The 23,701-nt window shown below is 47.6% G+C and carries 24 protein-coding genes; 6 read left to right on the forward strand and 18 right to left on the reverse strand.

From position 1 onward, the window contains the following. Positions 1-43 precede the first annotated feature (43 nt). On the reverse strand, positions 44-1,807 hold the full coding sequence (locus tag KNO95_RS04530) for an ABC transporter ATP-binding protein (protein ID WP_214878388.1): 1,764 nt from the start codon (positions 1,805-1,807) through the stop codon (positions 44-46). Continuing rightward, positions 1,797-3,551 (reverse strand): ABC transporter transmembrane domain-containing protein, encoded by a 1,755-nt coding sequence (locus KNO95_RS04535; protein WP_214878901.1) that lies wholly within the window; start codon positions 3,549-3,551, stop codon positions 1,797-1,799. Before KNO95_RS04535 ends, KNO95_RS04530 begins: the two co-directional genes overlap by 11 nt. Before the next feature lie 144 nt (positions 3,552-3,695). On the opposite strand from KNO95_RS04535, the gene tnpB reads away from it, so the two are divergent. Next, the gene (gene tnpB / locus KNO95_RS04540; protein ID WP_214878390.1) at positions 3,696-4,868 is read left to right on the forward strand and encodes an IS200/IS605 family element RNA-guided endonuclease TnpB; all 1,173 of its coding nucleotides are present in this window, start codon (positions 3,696-3,698) and stop codon (positions 4,866-4,868) included. A gap of 176 nt (positions 4,869-5,044) precedes the next feature. Here the strand turns inward: tnpB and KNO95_RS04545 are convergent, their stop codons facing one another. The 5 genes from KNO95_RS04545 to KNO95_RS04565 all read right to left on the reverse strand — a co-directional run bounded on the left by KNO95_RS04545 (position 5,045) and on the right by KNO95_RS04565 (position 8,841). Further along, positions 5,045-5,278 carry a YneF family protein gene (locus KNO95_RS04545; protein WP_026825854.1) on the reverse strand — a complete coding sequence of 78 codons (234 nt, stop codon included), beginning with the start codon at positions 5,276-5,278 and terminating at the stop codon, positions 5,045-5,047. Between the two features lie 125 nt (positions 5,279-5,403). Next, on the reverse strand, positions 5,404-7,395 hold the full coding sequence (tkt, locus tag KNO95_RS04550; RefSeq protein ID WP_214701935.1) for a transketolase: 1,992 nt from the start codon (positions 7,393-7,395) through the stop codon (positions 5,404-5,406). A gap of 199 nt (positions 7,396-7,594) precedes the next feature. Continuing rightward, complete coding sequence (locus tag KNO95_RS04555; protein ID WP_026825852.1) at positions 7,595-7,828, reverse strand: DUF896 domain-containing protein; 234 nt, start codon at positions 7,826-7,828, stop codon at positions 7,595-7,597. 60 nt (positions 7,829-7,888) lie between these two features. Further along, positions 7,889-8,533 carry a YneB family resolvase-like protein gene (locus KNO95_RS04560; protein WP_214699933.1) on the reverse strand — a complete coding sequence of 215 codons (645 nt, stop codon included), beginning with the start codon at positions 8,531-8,533 and terminating at the stop codon, positions 7,889-7,891. A gap of 71 nt (positions 8,534-8,604) precedes the next feature. Then, positions 8,605-8,841, reverse strand: a complete 237-nt coding sequence (locus KNO95_RS04565) for a hypothetical protein (protein ID WP_026825850.1) — start codon at positions 8,839-8,841, stop codon at positions 8,605-8,607. Between the two features lie 203 nt (positions 8,842-9,044). Here KNO95_RS04565 and lexA point away from each other — a divergent pair, with 203 nt between their 5' ends. Together lexA and KNO95_RS04575 are read left to right on the forward strand one after the other, a co-directional pair. Further along, positions 9,045-9,665 (forward strand): transcriptional repressor LexA, encoded by a 621-nt coding sequence (gene lexA, locus KNO95_RS04570; protein WP_026825849.1) that lies wholly within the window; start codon positions 9,045-9,047, stop codon positions 9,663-9,665. Beyond that, positions 9,665-10,105 carry a metal-binding protein gene (locus tag KNO95_RS04575; protein ID WP_214701933.1) on the forward strand — a complete coding sequence of 147 codons (441 nt, stop codon included), beginning with the start codon at positions 9,665-9,667 and terminating at the stop codon, positions 10,103-10,105. The genes lexA and KNO95_RS04575 overlap by 1 nt, the downstream gene beginning before the upstream one ends. A 134-nt stretch (positions 10,106-10,239) precedes the next feature. Here the strand turns inward: KNO95_RS04575 and glnA are convergent, their stop codons facing one another. The 4 genes from glnA to hflX form a co-directional block, all read right to left on the reverse strand. Then, a complete protein-coding gene (glnA, locus tag KNO95_RS04580; protein ID WP_214701932.1) occupies positions 10,240-11,580 on the reverse strand; it encodes a type I glutamate--ammonia ligase in 1,341 nt (446 codons plus the stop codon). Between the two features lie 47 nt (positions 11,581-11,627). Beyond that, complete coding sequence (locus KNO95_RS04585; RefSeq protein ID WP_026825846.1) at positions 11,628-12,032, reverse strand: MerR family transcriptional regulator; 405 nt, start codon at positions 12,030-12,032, stop codon at positions 11,628-11,630. 92 nt (positions 12,033-12,124) lie between these two features. Further along, on the reverse strand, positions 12,125-13,423 hold the full coding sequence (locus KNO95_RS04590; protein WP_214701931.1) for a methionine gamma-lyase family protein: 1,299 nt from the start codon (positions 13,421-13,423) through the stop codon (positions 12,125-12,127). A gap of 2 nt (positions 13,424-13,425) precedes the next feature. Next, positions 13,426-14,673: a GTPase HflX gene (gene hflX / locus KNO95_RS04595; protein WP_214701930.1), complete on the reverse strand. Its 1,248-nt coding sequence runs from the start codon at positions 14,671-14,673 to the stop codon at positions 13,426-13,428. Positions 14,674-14,774: 101 nt separating this feature from the next. Between hflX and KNO95_RS04600 the strand changes: the two genes are divergently transcribed. Continuing rightward, positions 14,775-15,779 carry a tyrosine-type recombinase/integrase gene (locus tag KNO95_RS04600; protein ID WP_214701929.1) on the forward strand — a complete coding sequence of 335 codons (1,005 nt, stop codon included), beginning with the start codon at positions 14,775-14,777 and terminating at the stop codon, positions 15,777-15,779. Positions 15,780-15,821: 42 nt separating this feature from the next. On the opposite strand, the gene KNO95_RS04605 is transcribed toward KNO95_RS04600, so the two are convergent. Continuing rightward, positions 15,822-16,877 (reverse strand): enoyl-CoA hydratase/isomerase family protein, encoded by a 1,056-nt coding sequence (locus KNO95_RS04605; protein WP_214878392.1) that lies wholly within the window; start codon positions 16,875-16,877, stop codon positions 15,822-15,824. A gap of 88 nt (positions 16,878-16,965) precedes the next feature. Continuing rightward, entirely contained in the window at positions 16,966-17,763 is a 798-nt protein-coding gene (locus KNO95_RS04610) for an enoyl-CoA hydratase (RefSeq protein WP_214878394.1), read from the reverse strand. A gap of 161 nt (positions 17,764-17,924) precedes the next feature. Between KNO95_RS04610 and KNO95_RS04615 the strand changes: the two genes are divergently transcribed. Continuing rightward, positions 17,925-18,344, forward strand: coding sequence for a MarR family winged helix-turn-helix transcriptional regulator (locus KNO95_RS04615; protein ID WP_214701925.1), 420 nt, complete (start codon positions 17,925-17,927; stop codon positions 18,342-18,344). 48 nt (positions 18,345-18,392) lie between these two features. On the opposite strand, the gene KNO95_RS04620 is transcribed toward KNO95_RS04615, so the two are convergent. Continuing rightward, entirely contained in the window at positions 18,393-18,941 is a 549-nt protein-coding gene (locus KNO95_RS04620; protein ID WP_214878396.1) for a GNAT family N-acetyltransferase, read from the reverse strand. A gap of 418 nt (positions 18,942-19,359) precedes the next feature. On the opposite strand from KNO95_RS04620, the gene KNO95_RS04625 reads away from it, so the two are divergent. Then, positions 19,360-19,908 (forward strand): DUF4256 domain-containing protein, encoded by a 549-nt coding sequence (locus KNO95_RS04625; protein WP_214878398.1) that lies wholly within the window; start codon positions 19,360-19,362, stop codon positions 19,906-19,908. A gap of 257 nt (positions 19,909-20,165) precedes the next feature. On the opposite strand, the gene KNO95_RS04630 is transcribed toward KNO95_RS04625, so the two are convergent. From KNO95_RS04630 to KNO95_RS04645, 4 genes are all read right to left on the reverse strand, one after another. Then, the gene (locus KNO95_RS04630) at positions 20,166-21,347 is read right to left on the reverse strand and encodes a glycine C-acetyltransferase (RefSeq protein ID WP_214701922.1); all 1,182 of its coding nucleotides are present in this window, start codon (positions 21,345-21,347) and stop codon (positions 20,166-20,168) included. Between the two features lie 13 nt (positions 21,348-21,360). After that, complete coding sequence (gene tdh / locus KNO95_RS04635) at positions 21,361-22,437, reverse strand: L-threonine 3-dehydrogenase (RefSeq protein WP_214701921.1); 1,077 nt, start codon at positions 22,435-22,437, stop codon at positions 21,361-21,363. Between the two features lie 166 nt (positions 22,438-22,603). Beyond that, on the reverse strand, positions 22,604-22,864 hold the full coding sequence (locus tag KNO95_RS04640; protein WP_026825833.1) for a stage V sporulation protein S: 261 nt from the start codon (positions 22,862-22,864) through the stop codon (positions 22,604-22,606). A gap of 26 nt (positions 22,865-22,890) precedes the next feature. After that, positions 22,891-23,685, reverse strand: coding sequence for a TIGR00282 family metallophosphoesterase (locus KNO95_RS04645; protein WP_214698846.1), 795 nt, complete (start codon positions 23,683-23,685; stop codon positions 22,891-22,893). Between the last annotated feature and the right edge of the window lie 16 nt (positions 23,686-23,701).

Below are 23,701 nucleotides of genomic sequence, written 5' to 3' on the forward strand. Positions count from 1 at the left end.
TTTTCCATGGAAAAAGGACACCTAGGTAGGTATCCTTTCCAATTCAAGACATCAGACGTTGACCAGACTGAAGTTCATACATTTTTTTATAAAGACCATCCTGTTTCAACAACTCCTGATGATTTCCCCTCTCCACGATTTCCCCTCGATGCAAAACCAATATCAAATCGGCATCTTGAATCGTCGACAGGCGATGGGCAATCGCAATTGTCGTACGACCACGGCGCATCCGATCGAGTGCAATTTGAACACGTTCTTCCGTCTCGGTATCGATTGAACTCGTCGCCTCATCGAGAATGAGTATTTTTGGATTTCGCGCGACCGTGCGTGCAAATGCAAGCAATTGCCGTTCTCCACTCGAGAAGGTAGCCCCACGCTCCCCGACGATATGTCCATATCCGGCATCCAACTTCTCGATGAACGTATGTGCCTGAACAAATTCAGCGGCCTCACGCGTCCGTTCTGAATCGATGTTCGGATTGAACAGTTTTAAATTTTCTTCAATCGTTCCCGTAAACAAGAACGGGTCTTGAAGTACCAGTCCAACTTGCTGACGAAGTTCTTGTTCTTCAAATTGTTCGAGTGGCTGTCCATCGATCGTGATTTTGCCAGATCCATATGGGTAAAAACGTGTCAATAAATTAATGATCGAACTTTTCCCGCTACCGGTATGACCGACGAGCGCGACCGTTTCTCCTGGCTTGGCGACGAACGAGATATGTTTCAACACATCGACTTCACCGTCATAACTGAACGTCACATCCTCGAATCGCACCTCCCCATCCGAAACACGAGCTTCTCCTGGCAACTGTTTTCCTGGAGATGGCTCATTTGTATCTAAAATTTTAAAGACGCGGTCCGCAGATACGACGGCTTGTTGAAACTCGCTCATTCGTTGCATGATGTCAAGCACCGGTCGGAAAATACGCTCGATATAACTGATGAACGCGTAGACGACCCCGACTTGAACTTGCTCAGTCATCGAGAGGACTCCATAATACCCGAGAAGTCCAATGATGGAGAAGGCGAGCAACAACTCAATAATTGGACGGAGTAACATACTATCGAGCTTTAAGTTCCGATATCGTGCCTCTTGGTGCGCCTCATTCGTTTCTTCAAACTGACGGATGAGTCGTTCTTCTTGGCGGAATTGTTGAATGATTCCCATTCCATTGATGGATTCGTTCAACTGGGCATTGAGTTGAGACAACAGGTCTCGAACTTGAGCAAAATACTTCGTCGAGAAACGACGATACGCCCAGATGATGAGCCAAAAGAGCGGCAGTAGGACAAGTCCCATCGTCGCAAGTTGCGGCTCTAGTATGTATAGGAATATATACGTCCCAATCAATTGGACAGCCGACTGAACGAACGTACTCATGACACCGACGTATAGCTCTTTTACGGCCTCGGTATCATTCGTGATGCGGGATACGAGGACACCGGCTGGGGTACGATCAAAATAAGCGAGACGCATCCCCATGACGTGACGAAAAATATCCATTCGAATGTTCTGAACAATCTTCAATGCAATCTTTTGGAAGGAGATGGACTGCAGATAGTCAAATAGAATAGCTGACAAGTGCAGAATCATATAAACAGTGAAGAGGGCAATCACCCAGTTCGTCGGATAGACACCTGGCGTGACAAACTCATCGATGAACACTTTAATGAGAAATGGACCGGCCAACTTGGCACCTGTCGCAATCAATAGAAAAACGAAGGCGATACCGAGAGGTTTACCGTACCGTTTCGCGTAACTCAGCAATCGTTTGATGACTTGCCATTCTTGAATATCATGCTTCATCGTGCCCACCCCCTTCTACGATCGCCTCAAGCTGTTGACGGTCATATGTTTCTCGATACCAGCCTATCTCTTGAAGGAGTAACTCATGCCGTCCACGTTGTACAATTTTACCGTCTTCGATGACGAGAATCTCATCGGCATGTTCGACTGCGGAAAGTCGATGTGCGACGATGACTCGTGCCTGTTCCGGATTGCCGACACGAAAATGCTCGATAATCGATTCTTCGGTTTTCGCATCAACGGCAGATAGCGCATCATCTAAAATCAACACATCAGCCTCTGTCATGAGCGCCCGCGCAATGGAGATACGCTGCTTCTGTCCTCCTGATAATGTCACACCGCGCTCACCGACGAGCGTCGCGTACCCTTCAGGGAGGCGGACGATATCTTCATGTACCTCTGCGACCTTAGCCGCTTCGATGATTTCCTCCATGCTGGCATCGGGTCTTCCGAATGCGATATTGTTTGCGATAGAATCAGAGAATAAGAAGTGGTCTTGCGGCACGACTGCAATTTTATCCATGAGAAGTGACTTTTTCACTTGGCGGATATTGATTCCACCGATTTTGATTTTGCCATCTTTCACATCATACTCACGGGTCAACAAGCGTACAATTGTCGTCTTGCCTGCCCCCGTCCTTCCGACGATCCCAATCGTTTTCCCACGCTCGATTCGGAAATGAACGTCATCGAGTACGATAGTTTCATCATAAGCGAACTTTCGAACGGCAACTTCCACCTCTGAGTGCGCCAGAGTCGTCGCAGCCATACGATCGTCTTGAATCTCAGGCTTGACGGCAAGCATTCGCTCGATGCGGTCGTATGAGGCACGCCCCCGTTCCACAATGTTAAACAGCCAACCGAATGCTAACATCGGCCACGTCAAGAGTGCCAAATAGGCAGTGAAGCTGACAATCTGTCCAATTGTCAATTCGCCCTGCTCGATTAAGACTGCCCCGTATCCGACAGAAAGGATATAGGAAAGGCCGACAATTCCGAAGATTGTCGGATCATATAAGGCATCGATTTTAGCGACACGGACGTTTTTCGCCATGACCTCACTCGATAAGTTTTCAAATGAATCCACATCCCGCTCGACTTCCCCGGTCGACTTTAAGACACGAACCCCACTGACACTTTCCTGCACTTTGTCATTCAATTCTGAAAATGCCGCTTGAGCGACCCCGAATCGGCTATGTAACATCTTTCCATATCGTGTCGTCAAAGCGACCATGATTGGGAGTGGCAGTAAGGCGACGAGCGTCAGTTTCCAACTGATTGTCGTAATCATCGTGATGATCACGAACGTTCCGAGCGTCACGCTATCAACAAGCGTCAAAATCCCCGCTCCGGCCGTCATCGATACGGCCTGTACATCATTTGTCGCATGTGCCATTAAGTCACCGACACGTGATTTTTTATAAAATCGCTGGTCGAGGTCCGTAAAGTGCCGATACAATTGACTGCGAAGCTTTCTACCTAGACGAATCGAAGCACCAAAGATGAAATAGCGCCAAAAGAAGCGGGCAACATAATTCCCAATCCCGACCGCAGCTAGTCCTCCGAGTAACATCCAAAGCGTGTTCGATGCGAGTGAATCACTGTTGATTTCATCGACGACTCGTCCGATGATGCGTGGAGGAACCAACTCTAACCCTGCCACGAATATGAGTAAGACGATACCGATTGCATACGTCTTCCACTCGAGACGCAAAAACCAAGATAATTGTTTAAATACACGAATGAGAAACGCCCCCTTCTATCTTTATCAAAATTATGCGAGAATACTCCCACTTCTAAACGTTAAGGACAGGACTTGCGTGAAAGTGGGCGATGAATCGCCAACCTCTCTTTCGGGTAAAATATCTTCAAAAGGAGTGAACGTCACATGGTGAAGCACAAGGGCTATAAATTCCAGATCTATCCTACGAAGGAACAGGAAATTCTGATCGCCAAGACGATCGGCTGTTCCCGGTTCGTGTTCAACCATTTCCTGTCGAAATGGGACGCGGCCCATGAAGCGACCGGCAAGGGACTGTCGTATGATGCCTGCTCGAAAGAACTTCCCATACTCAAGCAAGAATTCATTTGGTTGACGGAAGTGGACAGTACGGCCGTCCAGAACAGTGTCAAACACCTGGCCGACGCGTATAAGAAGTTCTTCAAGAAGGAGGAAAATCATCCCCGTTTCAAGTCGAAGCGAAACCCCGTCCAATCCTATACGGCGAACATCCAAGGGAAGTCCCAGCTCCCCGAGGTCTCGATCGTCGGGAACAAGCTCAAACTCCCCAAGCTGAAATGGGTGCGTTTCGCCAACTCGAGACACGTCGAGGGTCGCATCCTGAACGCCACGATCCGACGAACAGCTTCGGGTAAATATTTCGTCTCCCTTCTCGCAGAGCAGGAGATCGGTGAACTGCCGAAGACCGGTTCATCGGTCGGCGTCGACGTCGGGCTGAAGAATTTTGCCATTCTATCGGACGGCACATTCTACAAGAACGACCGTTACTTCCGCACCCTCGAGAAGAAACTGGCGCGGGAGCAACGCAAGTTGTCCCGTCGTCAGCTCATCGCCCTGAACAAGAAGGTGAGACTTTCCGAGGCGAAGAACTACCAGAAGCAGAAGCGGAAAGTCGCACGCATCCATGAGAAGATCGCCAACAGACGCACCGACTTCCTGCACAAGGTGTCGACCGAGATCGTCAAAAACCACGACGTCATCGGCATCGAGACCCTGCAGGTGAAGGACATGCAGAAGAACCGCAAGTTGAGCAAGTCGATCTTCGAGGTCAGCTGGTCGGAGTTCTTTCGCATGCTCGAGTATAAGGCCGACTGGTACGGGAAGACCGTCGTGAGGGTCGGGAAGACCTTCGCCTCGAGCCAGCTCTGTTCGAGTTGCGGCCATCGACACAAAGACGTGAAACATCTTGGCTTGCGTGAATGGACATGCCCGAACTGCGGACTCCATCATGACCGTGATGTGAACGCAGGTATGAACTTGAAATTAGAAGCTGAACGCATGTTAGCTTCTTCAACCGTCGGGACGACGGGGTTAGCCTGATCACGTTTCTCTCGTTAGAGAGGATGACTCAGGAATCCTCCACCTCTAAGCGAAGCGTAGGTGGAGGTAGTTCAAATGAAGATTATTTCTTAATCGTAGCGAAAGTTTGTTCGATTGTCTAACAAAATGAGGAGACAAAAAAAGCACTTCGAGGACCGAAGTGCTTTCACGACTCATTATGACTTCTTTTCATCTTTCATCTGCACGTTCATGGCGCGCATCACTTGGTTGACTTTCTTCTGTGATGGCTTTTGACCCATCTGCATCATCAACGTACGAATCATATCTTCATTGATTGGCGGGTTTTGTTCAAGGTAGTTCATCATGTATTTACGCGCGATGAAGAATCCAATCGCGATACCCCCGATGAGTGCTGCCACGACAAGAAGAATCCAAAATAATGTACTCAAGGCTTTACCTCCTCTACCATATGAAACATCGTTTTTTACTATACACTAAATTGAACAACTTCGCTAGTCGTCCAGAAAAAAAGTGACGGCCAAATGAATGGCCGTCATAAATAATCAATTTAAGATTAAAGTGATTTTACTGCATCGACGACGTTGTCGACTGACATGCCGTATTCTTTCATGAGGAGATCTCCAGGCGCTGAAGCTCCGAACTTATCGATTCCGAGTACTTTCCCACCAAATCCGACATACTTGTACCAACCAAGTGTCGCACCCGCTTCAAGTGACACACGCTTTGTGATTGAAGACGGAAGGACAGATTCTTTATACTCAGCAGATTGCGCTTCGAAGAGTTCCCATGATGGCATCGAGACGACTGCCGCTTTCACACCTTCTGATGCGAGCTGTTCACGCGCTTCAACGAGGACGTGTACTTCAGAACCTGTACCGAGCAAGAGAACGTCTGCATCTTTCGATTCACCTGCAACGACGTAAGCACCTTTTGCTGCTGTTTCAATCGATGTGCCTTCGAGTTCAGGCAATGCTTGACGAGTCAAGACGAGAAGCGATGGTGCCGTCTTCGATGTCACAGCTTGTTTCCAAGCAGCAATCGTTTCTTTACCATCTGCCGGACGAAGAACAGAAAGGTTTGGCATCGCGCGGAAGCTCATCAAATGTTCGACCGGCTCGTGTGTTGGACCATCTTCACCAACTGCGATTGAGTCGTGTGTCAAGATGAACGTCGATGGGAGTCCCATGAGCGCAGCAAGACGAACTGCAGGGCGGAGGTAATCCGAGAAGACGAAGAACGTCGCACCGTATGGAAGTACTCCACCGTGAAGCGCCATACCGTTTACAGCTGCCGCCATCGCAAATTCACGTACACCGAACCAGATGTTACGACCGGCCGGGTCTTCATCGAAGTCCACTGCACCTTTGATCATCGAGTTGTTTGAACCTGCAAGGTCAGCCGATCCACCGAAGAGTGTCGGTACTGCTTTCGCGATTGCGTTCAACACTTCGCCACTCGTTTGACGTGTTGCTTTTTTCGAACCGATTTCAAATGTCGGCAACTCGCTGTCCCAACCTTCAGGAAGCTCATTGTTCATCGCAAGTTCGAACTGTGCACCAAGCTCTGGATGGGCCGCTTTGTATGCTTCAACGAGCTCGTTCCAGTCTGACTCGTACTTCGCGCCGGGCTCGACCACTTTCTCATTGAACAAGTCGTATACTTCGTTTGGAACGTAGAACGACTCGCCTTCCCATTTGTAGAACTGTTTCGTCAATTCGATTTCAGCATCTCCAAGTGGTGCCCCGTGCGAAGCCGACTTCCCTGACTTGTTCGGTGAACCGAATCCGATCACCGTCTTGACTTCAATCAATGTCGGTTTCGACGTCTCAGCTTTCGCTGCATCAATTGCTTTTGCGATTGAATCGATATCTGTTCCATCTTCGACACGAATGACTTGCCATCCATAGGCGTTGAAACGGTCTTCAACGCTCTCAGAGAATGACTTGTGAAGGTCACCATCGAGTGAGATGTCGTTTGAATCGTAAAGGACAACGAGTTTACCAAGTTTCAAGTGACCAGCGAGTGATGCCGCTTCCGCCGAGACACCTTCCATTAAGTCCCCGTCTCCGCAAATTCCAAATGTGTAGTGGTCAACGACGTTGAACTTGTCGCGGTTGTAAGTCGCTTCTAAGTGCTTCTCTGCCATGGCCATCCCGACAGCCATCGCGATCCCTTGTCCAAGTGGTCCCGTTGTCGCATCTACCCCAGCCGTGTGACGATACTCTGGGTGACCTGGTGTCTTCGAGTCCATTTGACGGAATGATTTAAGGTCGTCCATTGACAAATCATATCCAGACAAGTGAAGGAGCGAGTACAAGAGCATCGATCCATGACCCGCAGAAAGCACGAAACGGTCGCGGTTGAACCAGTTCGGGTTTTTCGGGTTGTGACGCATTTTGTCTGTCCAAAGTGTAAACGCCATCGGTGCAGCACCCATCGGCATTCCTGGGTGACCAGAGTTTGCTTTTTGGACCGCATCGATTGAGAGCGTCCGAATCGAGTTAATCGCTAATAATTCTTTAGTAGTTGTTTCCACTAATTTCATCCTCTCTGTGTTAAGAAGGTTTTCTACCCGTCATATTCTATCATACTCATTCGTGTGTCACAACTAATTAATTAGTATAACACATTACATGAAATCGTTTCCTTCAATTGCATGAAAAAGAACGCAATCCGTTCGTCTGATGATTGTTCGTGTATAACAAAAATGCACATCCTATGCGAAATAGGATGTGCATTCAGCATCACTCACCACGATGGCGTTTTTGTTCTTCTTTCAACTTCTCTGGCGTGACGTCGTTTCCTTCTGGGTCAACGACTTTCATGCCCATCATTTGAGACTTGAAAGATTGACGGAACGCCTTCAAATATTCTTGACGCAAGTCTTGTTGTTCGTTCATCTCTTCTTGAGATAGTCCTTCTGTCTTCGCTTTGTTGGCGAGGAAATTGATTCGCTCCAATTGTCCGGGTGCTAACATATGACTCGCCCCCTCTCTCGTGAATTTGTTCTTCTACTTTACAAAATCAGAGAGGAAGAATCAAGTTTCAGCAACTGACCGGTGTTCGAGATAGCGTCGGTTGACCGTTGCTTTTGATACTTCGTATCCGAATCCGCGAAGTGTCGCCGCAATCTCGGCAAACGTCAACCCCCGCTCGCGCAATTGAATAATCTCTTCAATCGGAACTTCAATCCGATGTCGGCCACCTTGATCATTGTTCTCAATATTACGTTGTGGATTGAAACCGTTGGCGACCGCACGACGCATTCCGCGGGAAATCTTCGCGTTATGAATTTTCCGTTGATACTCTTCGACGACACTAACAATCTCTAACACCATCTTCTCAGCATCAGAAACAACGTAATCCGAAGTCGACTGCATCGTCAACAATCGCACATCATGCTTCATTAATGTGTGTAGTATCGCAATTTTGGCATTTCCTCGTCCTAAACGACTGTCATCGGTGACGAGCACGGCATCCAACTGAGATGTCGATACGTGGTCAAGTAAATTGAGCAGCCCCTGTCGATTAACTTCATAACCGCTCTCTTGTTCTGTGATGACATCTATAATGTCGGCCCCTAAACGCGAAGCTAGTTCTTGTAATTCTTCGACTTGCCGACTGAGTGATGTCTCTTGGGTAGACTTGTTCGTCGATACCCGACAATAGATGACGACTCGCATCGCATCACTCCCTTTCATCGCATTCATTCCTTACGATACACAGTTTGAGAACGGTTCGCAATGCTGAACGATCACTCAGCGGCATACCATTTTGTTTTTCGTTCATTATGTTCTTCTCGCTCTGCCATGATTTGCGCTTCAATCGACTCTGCCTCGACATAGGCGACCTCTTCTTCAATCGTACGTTCCGATGTCATGATCGGTTCAACTGGTGTCGTTCCCCCACGCACCTCCCCAGCTAAATAAAAGGCGAACATCCCGACTAAGAGCATTCCGACTAAAATGATTCCGTTGAGTGTATCTTTCATGATTCCCTTACCTCCTGTATAAGAATATATGTTCGTTAGAACGTTTGTTCGTTTATCTGTTCTTATCATAAAACAAGAACTCGTGTTCGGTCAAGGGAAAATAACGAACGAATGTTTGTACGCTCATGTGTTCTTGTGTTACACTAAATACATAAAGAATAGGATGCGATTGCAGTTTATTCGATTATATCGAGGTGAACATAATGAAAAAAATGTCAGCGCGACAACAACAGATTCTTGATTTCATCAAAGACGAAGTTCGGGCAAAAGGCTATCCACCTTCTGTTCGTGAGATTGGAGAAGCAGTCGGTCTTGCCTCTAGTTCGACCGTACACGGTCATCTAGATCGCCTAGAGAAACGCGGTTTGATTCGTCGGGATAAGACGAAGCCCCGTGCAATTGAAATTCTGAGTGAAGATGCATCCACAATGGACGAGCAAGAGTCCGTCATGTACGTTCCGGTCATCGGGAAAGTCACCGCGGGGACACCGATCACCGCCATCGAAAACGTGGAAGAGCACTTCCCTCTTCCGGCACATATCGTTGGTTCAGATAACGTCTATATGCTGTCCGTTTCTGGAGATTCAATGATCAATGCAGGGATTTTGGACGGAGACCGTGTGCTCGTCCGCCAACAGAGCACTGCCGACAATGGAGAGATTGTCGTCGCCATGACAGAAGAGGGCGAGGCGACTGTGAAGCGTATTTATAAGGAAGCTTCAAAAGTCCGTCTTCAACCGGAAAACGACGAGTTAGAAGCGATGTATTTTGACAACGTCTCAATTTTAGGGAAAGTTATCGGCGTATACCGGACAATTCACTAATGGCTAGCGGTAAGACCCATACCCGTACGAATCTCGTGGCAACCGGCGCACTTGCGGTTGCCACGCCTTTTATTGATTTAGACGTCCCGCTCGCATTCATAATCGGTGCGATTATTGGAACGCTCTGGCTCTCCCCGGACCTCGATTTAAAATCAGATGCGTATTATCGATGGGGACCACTCAAATTGATTTGGCTCCCATATGTGAAACTTATGCCGCATCGCTCTCTACTATCACATTTTCCTGGTTTGAGCGATGTGATTCGGATTGTATATATCGGTTTCCCACTGGTACTTCTCTTACCATTCACGGCATACGAAACGGAAATTCGCTCATGGGTGGACGTTCATGGCATGTCTTTCTTTCTAGGACTCGTCTTCGCGACGACACTCCATACGACACTCGACTATACATCAACGTTTTTTAAAAAAGCGTTTTAACTAACAAAGGATCACTTCCACGCTCGTGGAGGTGATCCTTTTGCATTTCTGCTTCATCTGAAACTCAGCAAAAAAGAGCAATGAACGATACTTCTGAAGAAGGTCATTCATTGCTCTTTAGCATATTTCTTCTATTAGTAGAGCGTCAAGTACTGATCGCGTTCCCACTCTGTTACTTGCATACGGAACATATCCCACTCGATTTCTTTTAACTCGAGGAAATGCTCCCCAATGTGTTCACCGAGCGATTCCATGACGACCTTGTCTGCACGAAGGACTTCGAGTGCGTCAAAGAGTGTCGCCGGGAGATCGTCGATTCCGTTCGCTACACGCTCAGGCTTGTCCATCACGTAGATGTTGCTGTCGATTGGTTTTGGAGCATTCAAATCTTTTTCAATTCCGTCAAGACCTGAAGCCAAGAGCGCAGCAAGTGCGAGGTACGGGTTCGCTGCCGGGTCAACCGAACGTACTTCGATACGAGTCGAGAGACCACGTGCTGCCGGTACACGTACGAGTGGTGAACGGTTACGTGCGCTCCATGCAACGTAGCAAGGTGCTTCGTAGCCTGGTACGAGACGCTTGTATGAGTTCACAGTCGGGTTACATACTGCAGTGAAGGCACGAGCGTGCTCCAAGATACCAGCCGTGAATGCACGAGCTGTGTCTGAAAGTTCCATGTCGCCATTCGGATCGTAGAAGACGTTCGTGTCGCCTTTGAAGAGTGACATGTTCGCGTGCATTCCTGAACCGTTCACCCCAAAGAGTGGCTTTGGCATGAATGTCGCGTGAAGACCATACTTTGCAGCGATCGTTTTGACGACGAGCTTGAACGTTTGGATGTTATCTGCCGTCGTGACAGCATCTGCGTATTTGAAGTCGATTTCGTGTTGTCCTGGTGCGACTTCATGGTGTGACGCTTCGATTTCGAAGCCCATGTTTTCAAGTTCGATGACGATCTCTTTACGGCAGTTCTCACCGAGGTCAACTGGCGCCAAGTCGAAGTATCCACCTTGGTCGTTGAGTTCAAGTGTCGGACGGCCTGATGCATCTTTCTTGAACAAGAAGAACTCTGGCTCTGGACCAACGTTGAACGCTGTGAATCCAAGTTTTTGCATCTTCTCAAGGTTACGTTTGAGTGTACCGCGCGGGTCACCGCTGAATGGTGTACCGTCTGGGTTATAAATATCGCAAATTAAGCGAGCGACTTTTCCGCTGCCATCTGTCCACGGGAAGACAACCCATGTGTTGAGGTCTGGATACAAGTACATGTCTGATTCCTCGATGCGGACGAATCCTTCGATTGACGATCCGTCGAACATCATTTTGTTATCAAGTGCTTTGTCCAATTGGCTGATCGGCACCTCGACGTTTTTGATTGTTCCGAGGATGTCCGTGAATTGAAGACGAATAAAGCGTACGTCTTCCTCTTGTGCGATGCGTTTGATGTCTTCTTTTGTGAACGTTTTTCTGGCCATGGTAAAATGTCCCCTCTCACATTGCGTAATGGTTGATGTGTGCGGCGTTATCGATAAAAACGAGAAAGCTCGCCTTGAATGAGCGACGTCTTATTGAAGCGACCGGCTTCTTGAAGCTGTGTTTTCAACAAATGATGTAACTCTTTTTCTGAAATCTTCGGAGTTTCATCAACCGGTGTAGCCGGAGCGGACGTTTCTGCTCCTTTTCCACCTTCTTGCTCTAACATATGGCGAATCGCTGCCAAGTTAAAACCTTGGTCAATGTAATCCTTAATTGCGAGTAGACGTTCGACATCATTAAAGGAATAAAGTCGTCGTTTCGATTCTGTCCGACTAGGAGAAACCAGACCCTGTTCTTCATAATACCGAATCTGCCTACCAGTCAGCTGCGTCAAATCTTGGACGATTCCAATCGGAAACAACGGGTTGGAGCGACGAAATTGATCGGCCATCCTTACCCCTCCTTTTCTGTCTCACAATGTGAGAATAATACATGACAACAATCCTGTCAATAGATGTTAACAAAGTTAACATGACAGAACAGTTACAAAAGCGTTGACTGATTTTGCTCGTCGAATGCTACTAAGCCCTTGCCGTGTAATTGGCTCAACGCCAACATCAAAGCGACCTTTACGTGAGCATACGTCAGACCACCTTGGACGTACGCTGTGTATGGTGCTCGAAGTGGTCCATCAGCCGAAAGTTCGATGGACGAGCCTTGAATGAATGTCCCCGCCGCCATGATGACATCATCTTCATAACCCGGCATATAGGCCGGCACAGGTAATGCATGTGCATTTACAGGAGATGCCATTTGGATGCTTTGACAGAACGCAATCATTTTGTCACGGTCACGGAACGTCACCGACTGAATCAAATCCGTTCGTTCAGTCGTATAGTGCGGATCGGTCTCAAACCCCACTAGTGACAAGAGACTGGCCGTCAAGTGTGCCCCTTTCAGCGCTTGCGCAACCGTATGAGGAGCCATATAGAAGCCTTGATACATCTCCTGGAGCGAGTAGAGTGACGGTCCGGCTTCACTTCCGATACCTGGGGTCGTCATCCGGAACGAACAGCGTTCAATCAACTCTTTCGTACCGGCGATATATCCACCCGTCTTCGCCAATCCACCTCCCGGGTTTTTGATGAGGGAGCCGGCCATCAAGTCTGCCCCGACATGTGTCGGCTCCATCGTTTCGACGAATTCACCGTAACAGTTGTCAACGAACACATACACATGCGGATGCGCCGCTTTGATGCGCTCGATGGCAACTTTGATCTCTTCGACCGGGATACTGCGACGGTTCGCGTATCCTTTCGAACGCTGAATCCCGACAAGTTTCGTTTCGGGACGAATCCGTTCGATGACGCAATCGACATCGATTTCACGACCTTCTTTTAATTCCACTGTGTCATACAAGACACCGAGCTCTTTCAACGAGCCGCGACCATCGCCTCGGATCCCGACAATCTCCTCGAGCGTGTCATACGGCTTCCCTGTGATATAGAGCAGTTCATCACCTGGTAGAAGGACACCGAACAAGGCAATCCCAATCGCGTGGGTACCAGAGATAATCTGTGGTCGACATAGCGCGAGCTCGGCTCCGAACACATCCGCATAAATCGACTCGAGCGTGTCTCGACCGATATCATCATACCCGTACCCCGTCGTCGGATTGAAGTGGAAATCAGACACCTTGTGTTTCTTAAAAGATTCAAGGATGCGATACTGGTTGTATTCGGCCGTCTCGTCAATCTTCTCAAAAAATGGTTTGACCCGCGCCTCCGCTTTTTTCACGAACGGCGCGAGCGTATCATAATGTTCAATCTTTTCTTGCCACATACTTACACCTCAAATTGTTTTAGCGTCGCGTATAGACGCGTGTCTTCTCTCATATAACCGACCAATTCGACAGAGCCATCCTCTAAGAAGTTTTCTTGAAGACGATACATCACCTCTTTGGCTGGATGATAATGTTCAAAAGCCGTCACCGGTAGGATGACATGAACTTTTGTCAAAATGTCCGCAATCTTATCCTCGAGCGCACCTGTCAACGTCTCGATATCTTCTGGTGCGATTGCCGAGATTAACAACGGTCCGCCGACAAAGTCTGTCGTGAGACGGTCTTTTTTATTATACACCTCGAGTTGGGGCACCTCACTCGCACCGAGTTCTTCAAGTACCGCATTGGTCGTATCGATTTGGTTCAAGTAATGTGGATTCGATGCGTCAATCACATGGAGAATCAGGTCGGCACCGACCACCTCTTCTAATGTCGAACGGAACGCAGCGACAAGCTTAGTCGGTAGGTCGCGAATAAATCCGACCGTATCCGTGATGAGCACTTTCCCACCACGCGGGAGTTCGAGCTCACGCGTCAACGGGTCGAGCGTCGCGAACAATTCATCCTGCTCATACGTGTCCGCATCCGTCAACCGGTTGAAGATTGTCGACTTCCCAGCGTTCGTATACCCGACAAGAGCGACTTGGAACACACGATTTTCTTTCCGGCGTTCTCGGTAACGATCACGGTGCGCGACTGTTCCTTCGAGTTGTTTTGTGATCTCATCAATGCGACGCTTGATATGGCGACGATCCGACTCAAGCTTCGTCTCACCAGGACCACGTGTCCCGATCCCTCCACCGAGCCGTGAGAGCTGTGTCCCTTGTCCGATTAGACGGGGAAGCAAATAGTTCATCTGCGCGAGTTCGACTTGTAGCTTCCCTTCACGTGACTGGGCACGACTTGCAAAGATGTCTAAGATGAGTTGCGTACGGTCGATCAGCTTCATCTCGTCCGGGTCGTTCAGGGCGATGCGAATGTTCTTCGACTGCGCAGGCGTCAACTCGGCGTTGAAAATCAACAGGTCCGGCTCGAACTGCTCGACGAGCATCGCAAGTTCTTCTATTTTCCCTTTCCCGATAAAGGTACGACGGTCGATTTGTTGGCGTTTTTGGTCGAGCCGGGCAACGACGTCACCTTGCGCCGTGTCCACGAGTTCGACGAGCTCGCTCATCGACTGTTCATATGTCCAATCATCGACATTCGGTAACTGACAGCCGACGATAATAACTTTTTCACGTTCAATCATGTAATCCCTCATTCCATAAAGTCTCACCTTTCATCTTACCACGAATCAGCGCATAGAGAACGTCCGTTTGTGGTAGGATAAAAGAAGAAGGAGGCTTGACCATGACGAAACGTAGAAAAGACTATCCGCTTCCCGAGTTTATCGAAACTTACTTGTATCATCTCGGTGCAAGCGGTCGTCAACCCTCGACGCTCAAACGATATCGCTACGACTTGATTGACGTGCATAAATACTTTCACGACCACAATGTCGAACTAAACGAACCGACGGACTGGCTAGACGTCCCAATCGAATCGTGGAAGACGTTCGTGAACGACTTCTTAATCGAAGAGAAGCATTATCAACAGGCGACCGTCGCCCGCATCGTCACGGTCATCAATAGCCTGACCCACTTTTTAAATCCGCTTCGGAAAAAGATGCTTGCCTATTCACAGCCGGCGCATACGCTGACAATCGATCAAATCGCACTCGAGTCTGAATTCGACCGGCTCGTTCAAACGATTCGATCGACGAGAGGATTGAGTGAGAATCAGCTCCAAGCTCATCCCTATCTTGTCAATCGGAACGAACTGATTGTGACACTCTTCTATAAATATGGATTACGTGTCCATCACATCATTCGTTTGCGAATGAGCGACTTACATTTGGCCGACCAGACCTTTGATGTGTATGACCGGCTTGGCAACCAGTTCACGTTGAAGCTGTCCCAAGAAGACCAATCGTTACTCATGAACTACTTGGCCGATATCCCGACGCCAGTAAGACCACGCTGGTATTCAGAAGACCCCGTCTTCGTTTCATTCGATTTCGCACGGATGACGTTCCGCTGGGTGTACGCGAAAAATCAACCGAAGCAATTGACGATCGTCATGATCACGAAGATGATGCGTCAATTAAATGAACGGAGCGGATTCGCACGTTCCGTCACCCCGTCGATGCTCAGGAACGCCCACGTGTTAAAGACATATGCGACCGACATGACGCCAATCGAGCGGATGAACATCACGTGTATGCATAAAGAGTCTTCCCTTCGCCGGTACGAGCAGGCGTATGAGGAGTTCGGAACCGAATTATTCGATTCAGACGAAAGACCCGCCCTCTCGTAAAGGGCGGGTCTAGTACTGTTATTAAACGTAAACAATCCATCGCTATACCGTTTCAAAAAAAGAATCAACTTGCCGTTCTGTCACTTCGCTAAGTGTAGAAGGATTCCATATCGGAGTACGATCTTTATCAACAAGAACTGAACGAACCCCTTCATAGAAATCATGACATTTCATAAAATGCAATGCGAGGTTTTGTTCCATATCAAAACACGCTTGAAGAGATTGCTCTTTCCCTTTCTGCATTTGACGAAGGGTCACTTTCAATGACGTGGGTGACATAGATCGGAGTGTCTCTATCGTTTTCTCTGCCCACTCATCGCCTGTTCTCGCACCTTGTTTAAGCGATGAAATAATCTCTTCAATTGTTTCAAACCGAAAGTACTGATCGATTTTGTCTTGTACGGATGATATTGACGAAGGAAGAGAAACAGGTCTCCGGAACGAATCCAATAGCTGATTGAGGTCCGTTTCAACTGAATCAGGCGTCCAACGTTTTTCCATCATGCCTTCTTTTAATTTGGGCCAATCCTTGCTCTCAATGAAATGGTCAGCCGCTCCGATATAGAGCGCATCTTGTGCATGGATAACGGTCGCGGTTAAAGCAAGATATCTTCCTACTGAACCAGGCATCTGATTTAAAAAATAACTTGCCCCGACATCAGGGAAAAAACCGATGTTCATTTCTGGCATTGCCCATTTGGACGATTCAGTTACAATCCTGTGTGAGGCACCTATTGATAGTCCGACGCCACCACCCATGACTATACCGTTCATGAATACGACGACTGGTTTTGGATAATGATGAATCTCATAGTCCAATTCGTACTCGATCGAAAAGAATTGTTTGGCGTATGCTTCTATATCATCTTCTTTTAAATCATATAAGGCGCGCATATCTCCACCTGCGCACAGACCCTTTTCGCCTTCTCCGTAAATACATACGAATGATACACTGTCATCTTGCTTCCATTTTTTTAGCTGTTCATTCATCGTATCTACCATATCAACGTTTAAAGAGTTTAACGCACGGGGGCGATTCAGCTTGATCCACCCAATTCCATTTTGAACTTCTGTGACGACACTTTCTCGAGCGTCCACTATCGATCACCGCCTTGATGATTGTATAAGTTGCTATGACTTAAACGCAAAGTACACTTACTGAGAACAGGTTGAAATGATCCAATCATTATTTATCTTGGAATTCCGCCTCACGCTTTTCGATAAAAGCATTGACCCCTTCTTTCATGTCTTCCGTTGTAAACAACCCTGCCCAAAGGTTTGCTTCAATCGCCAGACCTTCTTCTAATGTTGTTTCCAAACCTTTATTTACCGCCTCCATCGTTGCCGCAATCGATGATCGACTCTTTTTAAGAGCAATAGTTTCGGCAAGTTGTTTCGCTTCATCCATTAATTCAGCAAGAGGCACTGATTTGTTCACTAATCCAATTGATTCCGCTTCTTTCCCCCCAATGATTTTACTAGTCAAAATCATTTCAAGAGCCTTTGACTTATTCGTAAGACGTGCCAAACGCTGCGTACCTCCAAAGCCCGGGATCAATCCCAAGTTCAGTTCGGGTTGCCCAAGTTTGGCTTCGTCTGCAGCAATCCGCATGTGACAACTCATCGCAAGTTCCAAACCTCCACCTAAACACGCTCCGTTGATTGCAGCAATGACAGGTTTGTGTAATTGTTCAATCTTGTTTAAGACAGTCTGTGCATTTACAGATAGTGACTTCCCTTGTTCTTCACTATCGAACGCAGATACAAATTCTTTGATATCAGCACCCGCAACGAAGAATTTCCCTTCCCCTGTAATCACAACTGCCTTTATGTTTGGTTCTTCCGCGACATAATCAACGCAATCTGACAATCCGTTAACCGTTTCTGAACTGATTACGTTTGCCGGTGGATTATTTAAGAATAAATAAGCCACATGATTTTCTACTTTTACTTTGATGTTTGAAAATTGTTTTTCATTGCTCATTTTTTTGTTCTCCTCCTCATTTTAGATTGCATTTAAGCGTTGGTTTCTTTCATTAAAACCTTAAGCTAGAATTCGTAACCAAAATTGTTTTGTAACAAAACTGTTTCACCACGAAATTTAACATGCTATGATGAACAGTGTCAAGATAAGGGGAGAACGATATGGAATTGAAAGATTGTATTAACTTTTTACTAAGCGCTAGCCAGAATAAGGTTTTTAAATATTTCAGCAAGCTACTAGAAGAGTATGAAGTGACTCCAGCTCAATATGGTGTATTAAACTGTTTGTGGAGAGACGGACAGCTTTCCCCGAAACAGATTGGAGAAAAGTTGTATCTTGAAGCTCCTACGATTTCAGGAATACTTGATAAAATGCAAAAATCAGGACTGATCGAGCGTTCGATTGATCCTGATAATCGTAGAAACGTATTGGTTGTACCTACTCAAAAAGCTGAAGAATTGCGAAGTGGAATCGAAGCTGCGACAGTCGAGCTGAATGAAAAAGTTTTCGAAAGTTTATCGGATCGAGATGTGGAAATTTTAAAAAAATCATTAGAGATTATCATCCAAATCGATTATTGATTTGCAGAAAGGACATTCTCCCATCATGAGAGAATGTCCTTTCTATCGTTATCTTACCCATTCATCCCGCAACAACCCGTAGACGACATGGTCGACATAACGGTCATATAACCATTCCGCATCTCGAATGAACCCTTCTTCTTTAAAGCCAAATCGTTCCGGAAGTGCCCGACTCTTTACATTCTCTGTCGCGACTCGAATCTCAATTTTATTTAGTTTAAGGTCTCCGAACCCATACTCGATGATGGTCCCGAGTGATTGAGTCATGATGCCCTTTCCCTGAAAATCTTGTCCGAGCCAATACCCGATCGTGCCACATTGGATTCCACGATTGATTTCGTTAAATCCGATTGTCCCCGCTAGTGTACCCTTATACATCAAAGCGAACGATTTTGGGCGCCCGCCCGTTTCAATCAATCCTTTAATCCGTCCCTCAATGTTCTGCTTTGAGTCTTCCACTGAATCGATATAATCGAGCCACCCGAGCCACTCTCGCAGATAAGGCTTCGATGCCATCGTCAGTTGAAATAATGCTTCAGCGTCGTCTACATTAAACATTCTTAGCGTGAGATCGTCATTTATTTTGTATTCAAGCATATAGACCCTTCCTTCTCAATCATCAAATTATGTATTCACTTTTAATAGGTCACTGCAACTTTTAGCAGACCCTGAAACGCTTTCTCTGCAGAACAAACACTATGCGTTTGTAGTCCATAAAAAGAAATCAACCGATCGCCAAGTATTGAGCGTAGCCGCATCTTCTCATTTACCACTTTCCAAGGTAGTGAAAAATCGAATCAGTTAAATCAATTTATCAAACTAAGAAAGTTCTACATCGATGCTAATCGAGATCGCTATTGCTTCAATCAAAACATGTTCCACCTCCAGAGCAGACACTCGCAATGACATTCAACCGGATTCTATTCATTACTAGTTTCAAAGGTTTTGAATCAAGAAGTATTAATCATATACATAGCTTATACTAAAAGAAACAATTAATAAGGAGCGATGCCTTATGCCTAACCCTTCAAAAGAACAAGTTCTTGATCTACTAAGCACGCTGAAATTGCGTTTTGATGACCATCCAGAGCGGCATAAACATGTGTCATGGTCTGACATTTCAACAAAAATTGAAGCTGCGGAAGAAAAACTTCTGTCCTTATTTCAAATGGAACAAACCGGAGGAGAACCGGACGTGATTTGTCTACCTAGTGGTGGCCTTGCTTTTTGCGACTGTTCAGTCGAGAGTCCGAGTGGTCGCCGAAGTCTCTGTTATGACGAACCAGCGCTCGAAGCACGTAAAAAGAATAAGCCTGTCGGAAGCGCGGTCGCCTTATCTGAACAGATGGGCATAACCCTTCTCGACGAAGACACATACCGACACTTACAAACACTCGGTGCATTCGACTTGAAGACATCGAGTTGGATTCAAACACCTGATACCATCCGTCAAAAAGGCGGTGCGCTGTTTTGCGACCGTCGCTATGGACACATATTCGTCTACCATAATGGTGCAGATTCTTATTATGCCGCTCGAGGATTCAGAGGGATGTTCATGATTTAAGCAAGGCGTTATATCTTGTTTATTGTAGAAAGAGCAGACACATTAAGAAAAACTTGTCATGATGGTAAAAGTCAGCTTTTAACACTCGACTCACTTGAAAAAATCGAAGGGTGAAGAATATAATTTCTTAACTTTTAGGATTCATATAATTTTTTCAAATACGGTAATTGAAATAATAATAACTAGTCTCTCAGCTTGATTAGATTTCACATACATTTCCATCAAAAAACTGCAGACAATCTGTCTGCAGTCCTCGTTTATGCGTGAAGTGTCACATTCAACTCTTCCGCGACCGTTTTGAACGCTTCGAGTGCCCGTTCGAGGTCATCTCGCGTATGTTCCGCTGTGACGATGGTCCGGATACGGGCTTTTCCGCGCTCGACCGTCGGGAAGGCGATACTTTGTGCGAATACACCATGCTCCTTCAACTTGTCCGAGAACGTATGCGCAAGCGTCTCTTCGCCGAGCATGACCGGTGTGATTGGTGTCGTCGCATGTCCGATATCGAAACCGAGATCACGTAAGCCGTTCTTGAAGAATTCGGTGTTCACCCACAGCTTGTCGAACAACTCCTCTTCTTCTTTCATGACACGGATCGCTTCACGGTTCGCCGCCACGACTGCCGGTGGATGTGATGTCGAGAAGAGGAACGGGCGACCTTTATGGATCAAGTAATCGCGAACGTCTTGTGAACAGGCTACGTAACCACCAAGTACCCCGATTGCTTTTGAAAGCGTCCCGACCTGTAGCGCGACACGACCGTCCAGACCGAAGTGATTGACCGTCCCACGACCATTTTTCCCAAGGACACCTGATGCGTGCGCATCATCGACCATGACCGCAGCGTCATACTTCTCTGCGAGTTCGACGATGGCTGGGAGCGGTGCGATGTTCCCATCCATCGAAAATACACCGTCCGTCACGACGAGACGCGTGCGATAATCTTGTGTCTCTTTCAACGCCTTCTCCAAGTCTTCAAGGTCGACGTGCTTATAAATACGACGCGCCGCTTTCGTGAGACGAATCCCATCAATGATGGACGCATGGTTGAGGGCGTCACTAATGACGACATCCTCCGGTCCGAGCAGTGCAGACAACACCCCGAGGTTCGTCGCAAATCCTGATTGGAAGACGAGTGAGGCCTCCGTATGTTTGAACTCGGCGAGCTCGCGCTCAAACGCTTCGTGCATCTCGAACGTCCCGGCAATCGTCCGGACCGATCCCGTTCCTGCCCCATATTGCTCGACCGCTTCAATCGCCGCTTGTTTTAATCGCGGATGGTTCGCGAGTCCGAGGTAGTTGTTCGAGGACAACTGGACGAGTGATTTCCCATCGATTGTCACTTCATTCCCTTGTGCCGATTCGAGTGGGACGAGCTTACGGAACGTCCCCTCTTCTTTCATCTCATTGATTGCTTGTGTAATATGTTCAAATGCCATGTTGTTTCCCCCTTTAAGGTATTAAGACGACCTTTCCACATTTCCCTGCCCGCATGAGTTCGAACCCTTTCTCGAACTCCTCGAGCTTAAAGACGTGCGTGATGATCGGTTCGACGTTCAACTGACCCGTCGCAAGCATCGTCGAGACTTGGCTCCACGTCTCATACATTTTTCGTCCTGTGATCCCTTGGACACGGACCCCTTTAAAGACGACGTCCCGCGTGAGGTCGATGGCGACCGGACGAGCCGGGAGTGACAAGACGTTGACGTCTCCACCTGCCGTGACCATCTTGAACGCCTGATCAATCGCAATCGGGTGTCCGCTCATCTCGCAGACGACATCAATCCCGTCTCCGTTTGTCTCACGCTCGATCAATTCGAGCGGATTCTCTTCTAAACTGTTGATGACGACATCCGCCCCCATCTCTTCAGCGAGTTTTAAGCGATACGGATTGACGTCGACCGCGTATACTCGGCTTGCACCTGCTGCTTTGGCGACGCCGACCGCCATGAGTCCGATCGGTCCACAACCGACGATGGCGACCGATTTGGCAGACACGTCACTCGCTAACACCGTATGGACCGCATTGCCGAGTGGTTCTTGAATCGAGGCGAGTTTTGCCGGCATCGATTCCGGATTCACCCATAAGTTCTCTTCAGGCATGACGACGTATTCTGCGAAGCAGCCTTGCGTGTCCACGCCGATGATTTTTGTGTTCTTACAGATGTGATACTGTCCGCGCAAACATTGTTTACACTGATGACAGACGATATGCGTCTCTGCAGACACGGTTTGTCCGATCTGGATACGCTTCGTCCCTTCCCCGAGCGCCACGACTTCTCCCGAAAATTCATGACCAAATACGTACGGTGGTTTGACGCGACTCTGTGACCACTCATCCCACTCATAGATGTGGACATCGGTCCCGCAAATCGATGTCGCTTTTACTTGAATGAGCACTTCTCCAGGCCCTGGTGTCGGAACTGGTACGTCGACCAGTTTTGCCCCAAAACCGGCCGTGTGTTTTTGAATCGCTTTCATTACTGGTGTCGTTGTTTCCTTCTCTGTGGTTGACACGAGTTGTTCCATTGAAAACGTCCCCCTCTTGTCTCTTATGATCGAACGATACGTTCTTTATCATCTTGTCATAAAATGACGAAACTGAGAAGATGGAACGTCCGATTTTCATAAAAAAAGAGGAGCCATCCGCGCCGATGGCTCCTCTTAACAAGAATAGGACCTATGTCCCTACTGCTCATCGTGGCTCGATGATGAGCTTGATGGCAGTACGTTCCTCACCGTCTATCATAATATCCGTAAAGGCTGGAATGCAAATCAAATCGAGACCGCTTGGCGCGACAAAGCCTCGGGCGATTGCGACGGCTTTGACGGACTGATTCAGCGCACCTGCCCCAACCGCCTGTATCTCACACGTTCCTTTTTCACGTAGCACACCCGCTAAAGCACCCGCAACGGAGTTAGGGTTCGATTTTGCCGAAACTTTGAGTACGTCCATTCTTGTTTCCCCCTCGGGTAGGTTGTTCAATCAAACCAGACGGTCTGATCATCTAGGTGTATTCGTTCGATTTTTGTCGCTCGTTTCGTCTGATCATCGATTGTAATGAAAACTCCATTAAGTTGTTCCCGTCCCTCGGCAACTTCAAACCGAACTGGGAGTTGTGTCATAAATTTTTTTAAGACGACCGATGCATCCATCCCGAGCACCCCGTCTAGTGGGCCGGTCATGCCGACGTCTGTAATGTAGGCCGTTCCGTTCGGTAGGACACGCTCGTCCGCTGTCTGCACGTGTGTATGTGTCCCAACAACGGCTTGAGCGCGGCCGTCAAGATGATACCCCATCGCAATCTTTTCACTTGTCGCCTCGGCGTGGACATCGACGAAGATCGCATCGACCTCGTCCCGCACTTCTTCAATGAGACGGTTGACAGTCCGGAACGGGCAGTCAAGAGATGGCAAGAAGACATTTCCCATGACGTTGATGACGGCCAATTTCTTCCCATTCTGCTTTAGCTTCATCATCCCGACACCCGGTGTCCCATCCGGATAGTTGGCCGGACGAACGATCCGGTCGGCATCGTCGATCCAATCAAAGATGTCGCGGTTGTCCCACGTGTGGTTCCCCATCGTCACCCCATGAAAGCCGAGCTCCAAAAACTGTTGATAAATCTTTTTCGTGAGACCGCGTCCGTTCGCCGCATTCTCCCCGTTGACGAGCATGAACGTCGGGTTGTATTTATCTTTCAACCGACCAATCTGATTGCTTAAAATATCTCGACCTGGTTTACCGACCACGTCACCGATAAATAAAATTTTCATATAAAATCCTCCCTCA

This window comes from Exiguobacterium sp. ERU653, from assembly GCF_018617775.1.
Classification (GTDB): Bacteria; Bacillota; Bacilli; order Exiguobacteriales; family Exiguobacteriaceae; genus Exiguobacterium; species Exiguobacterium marinum.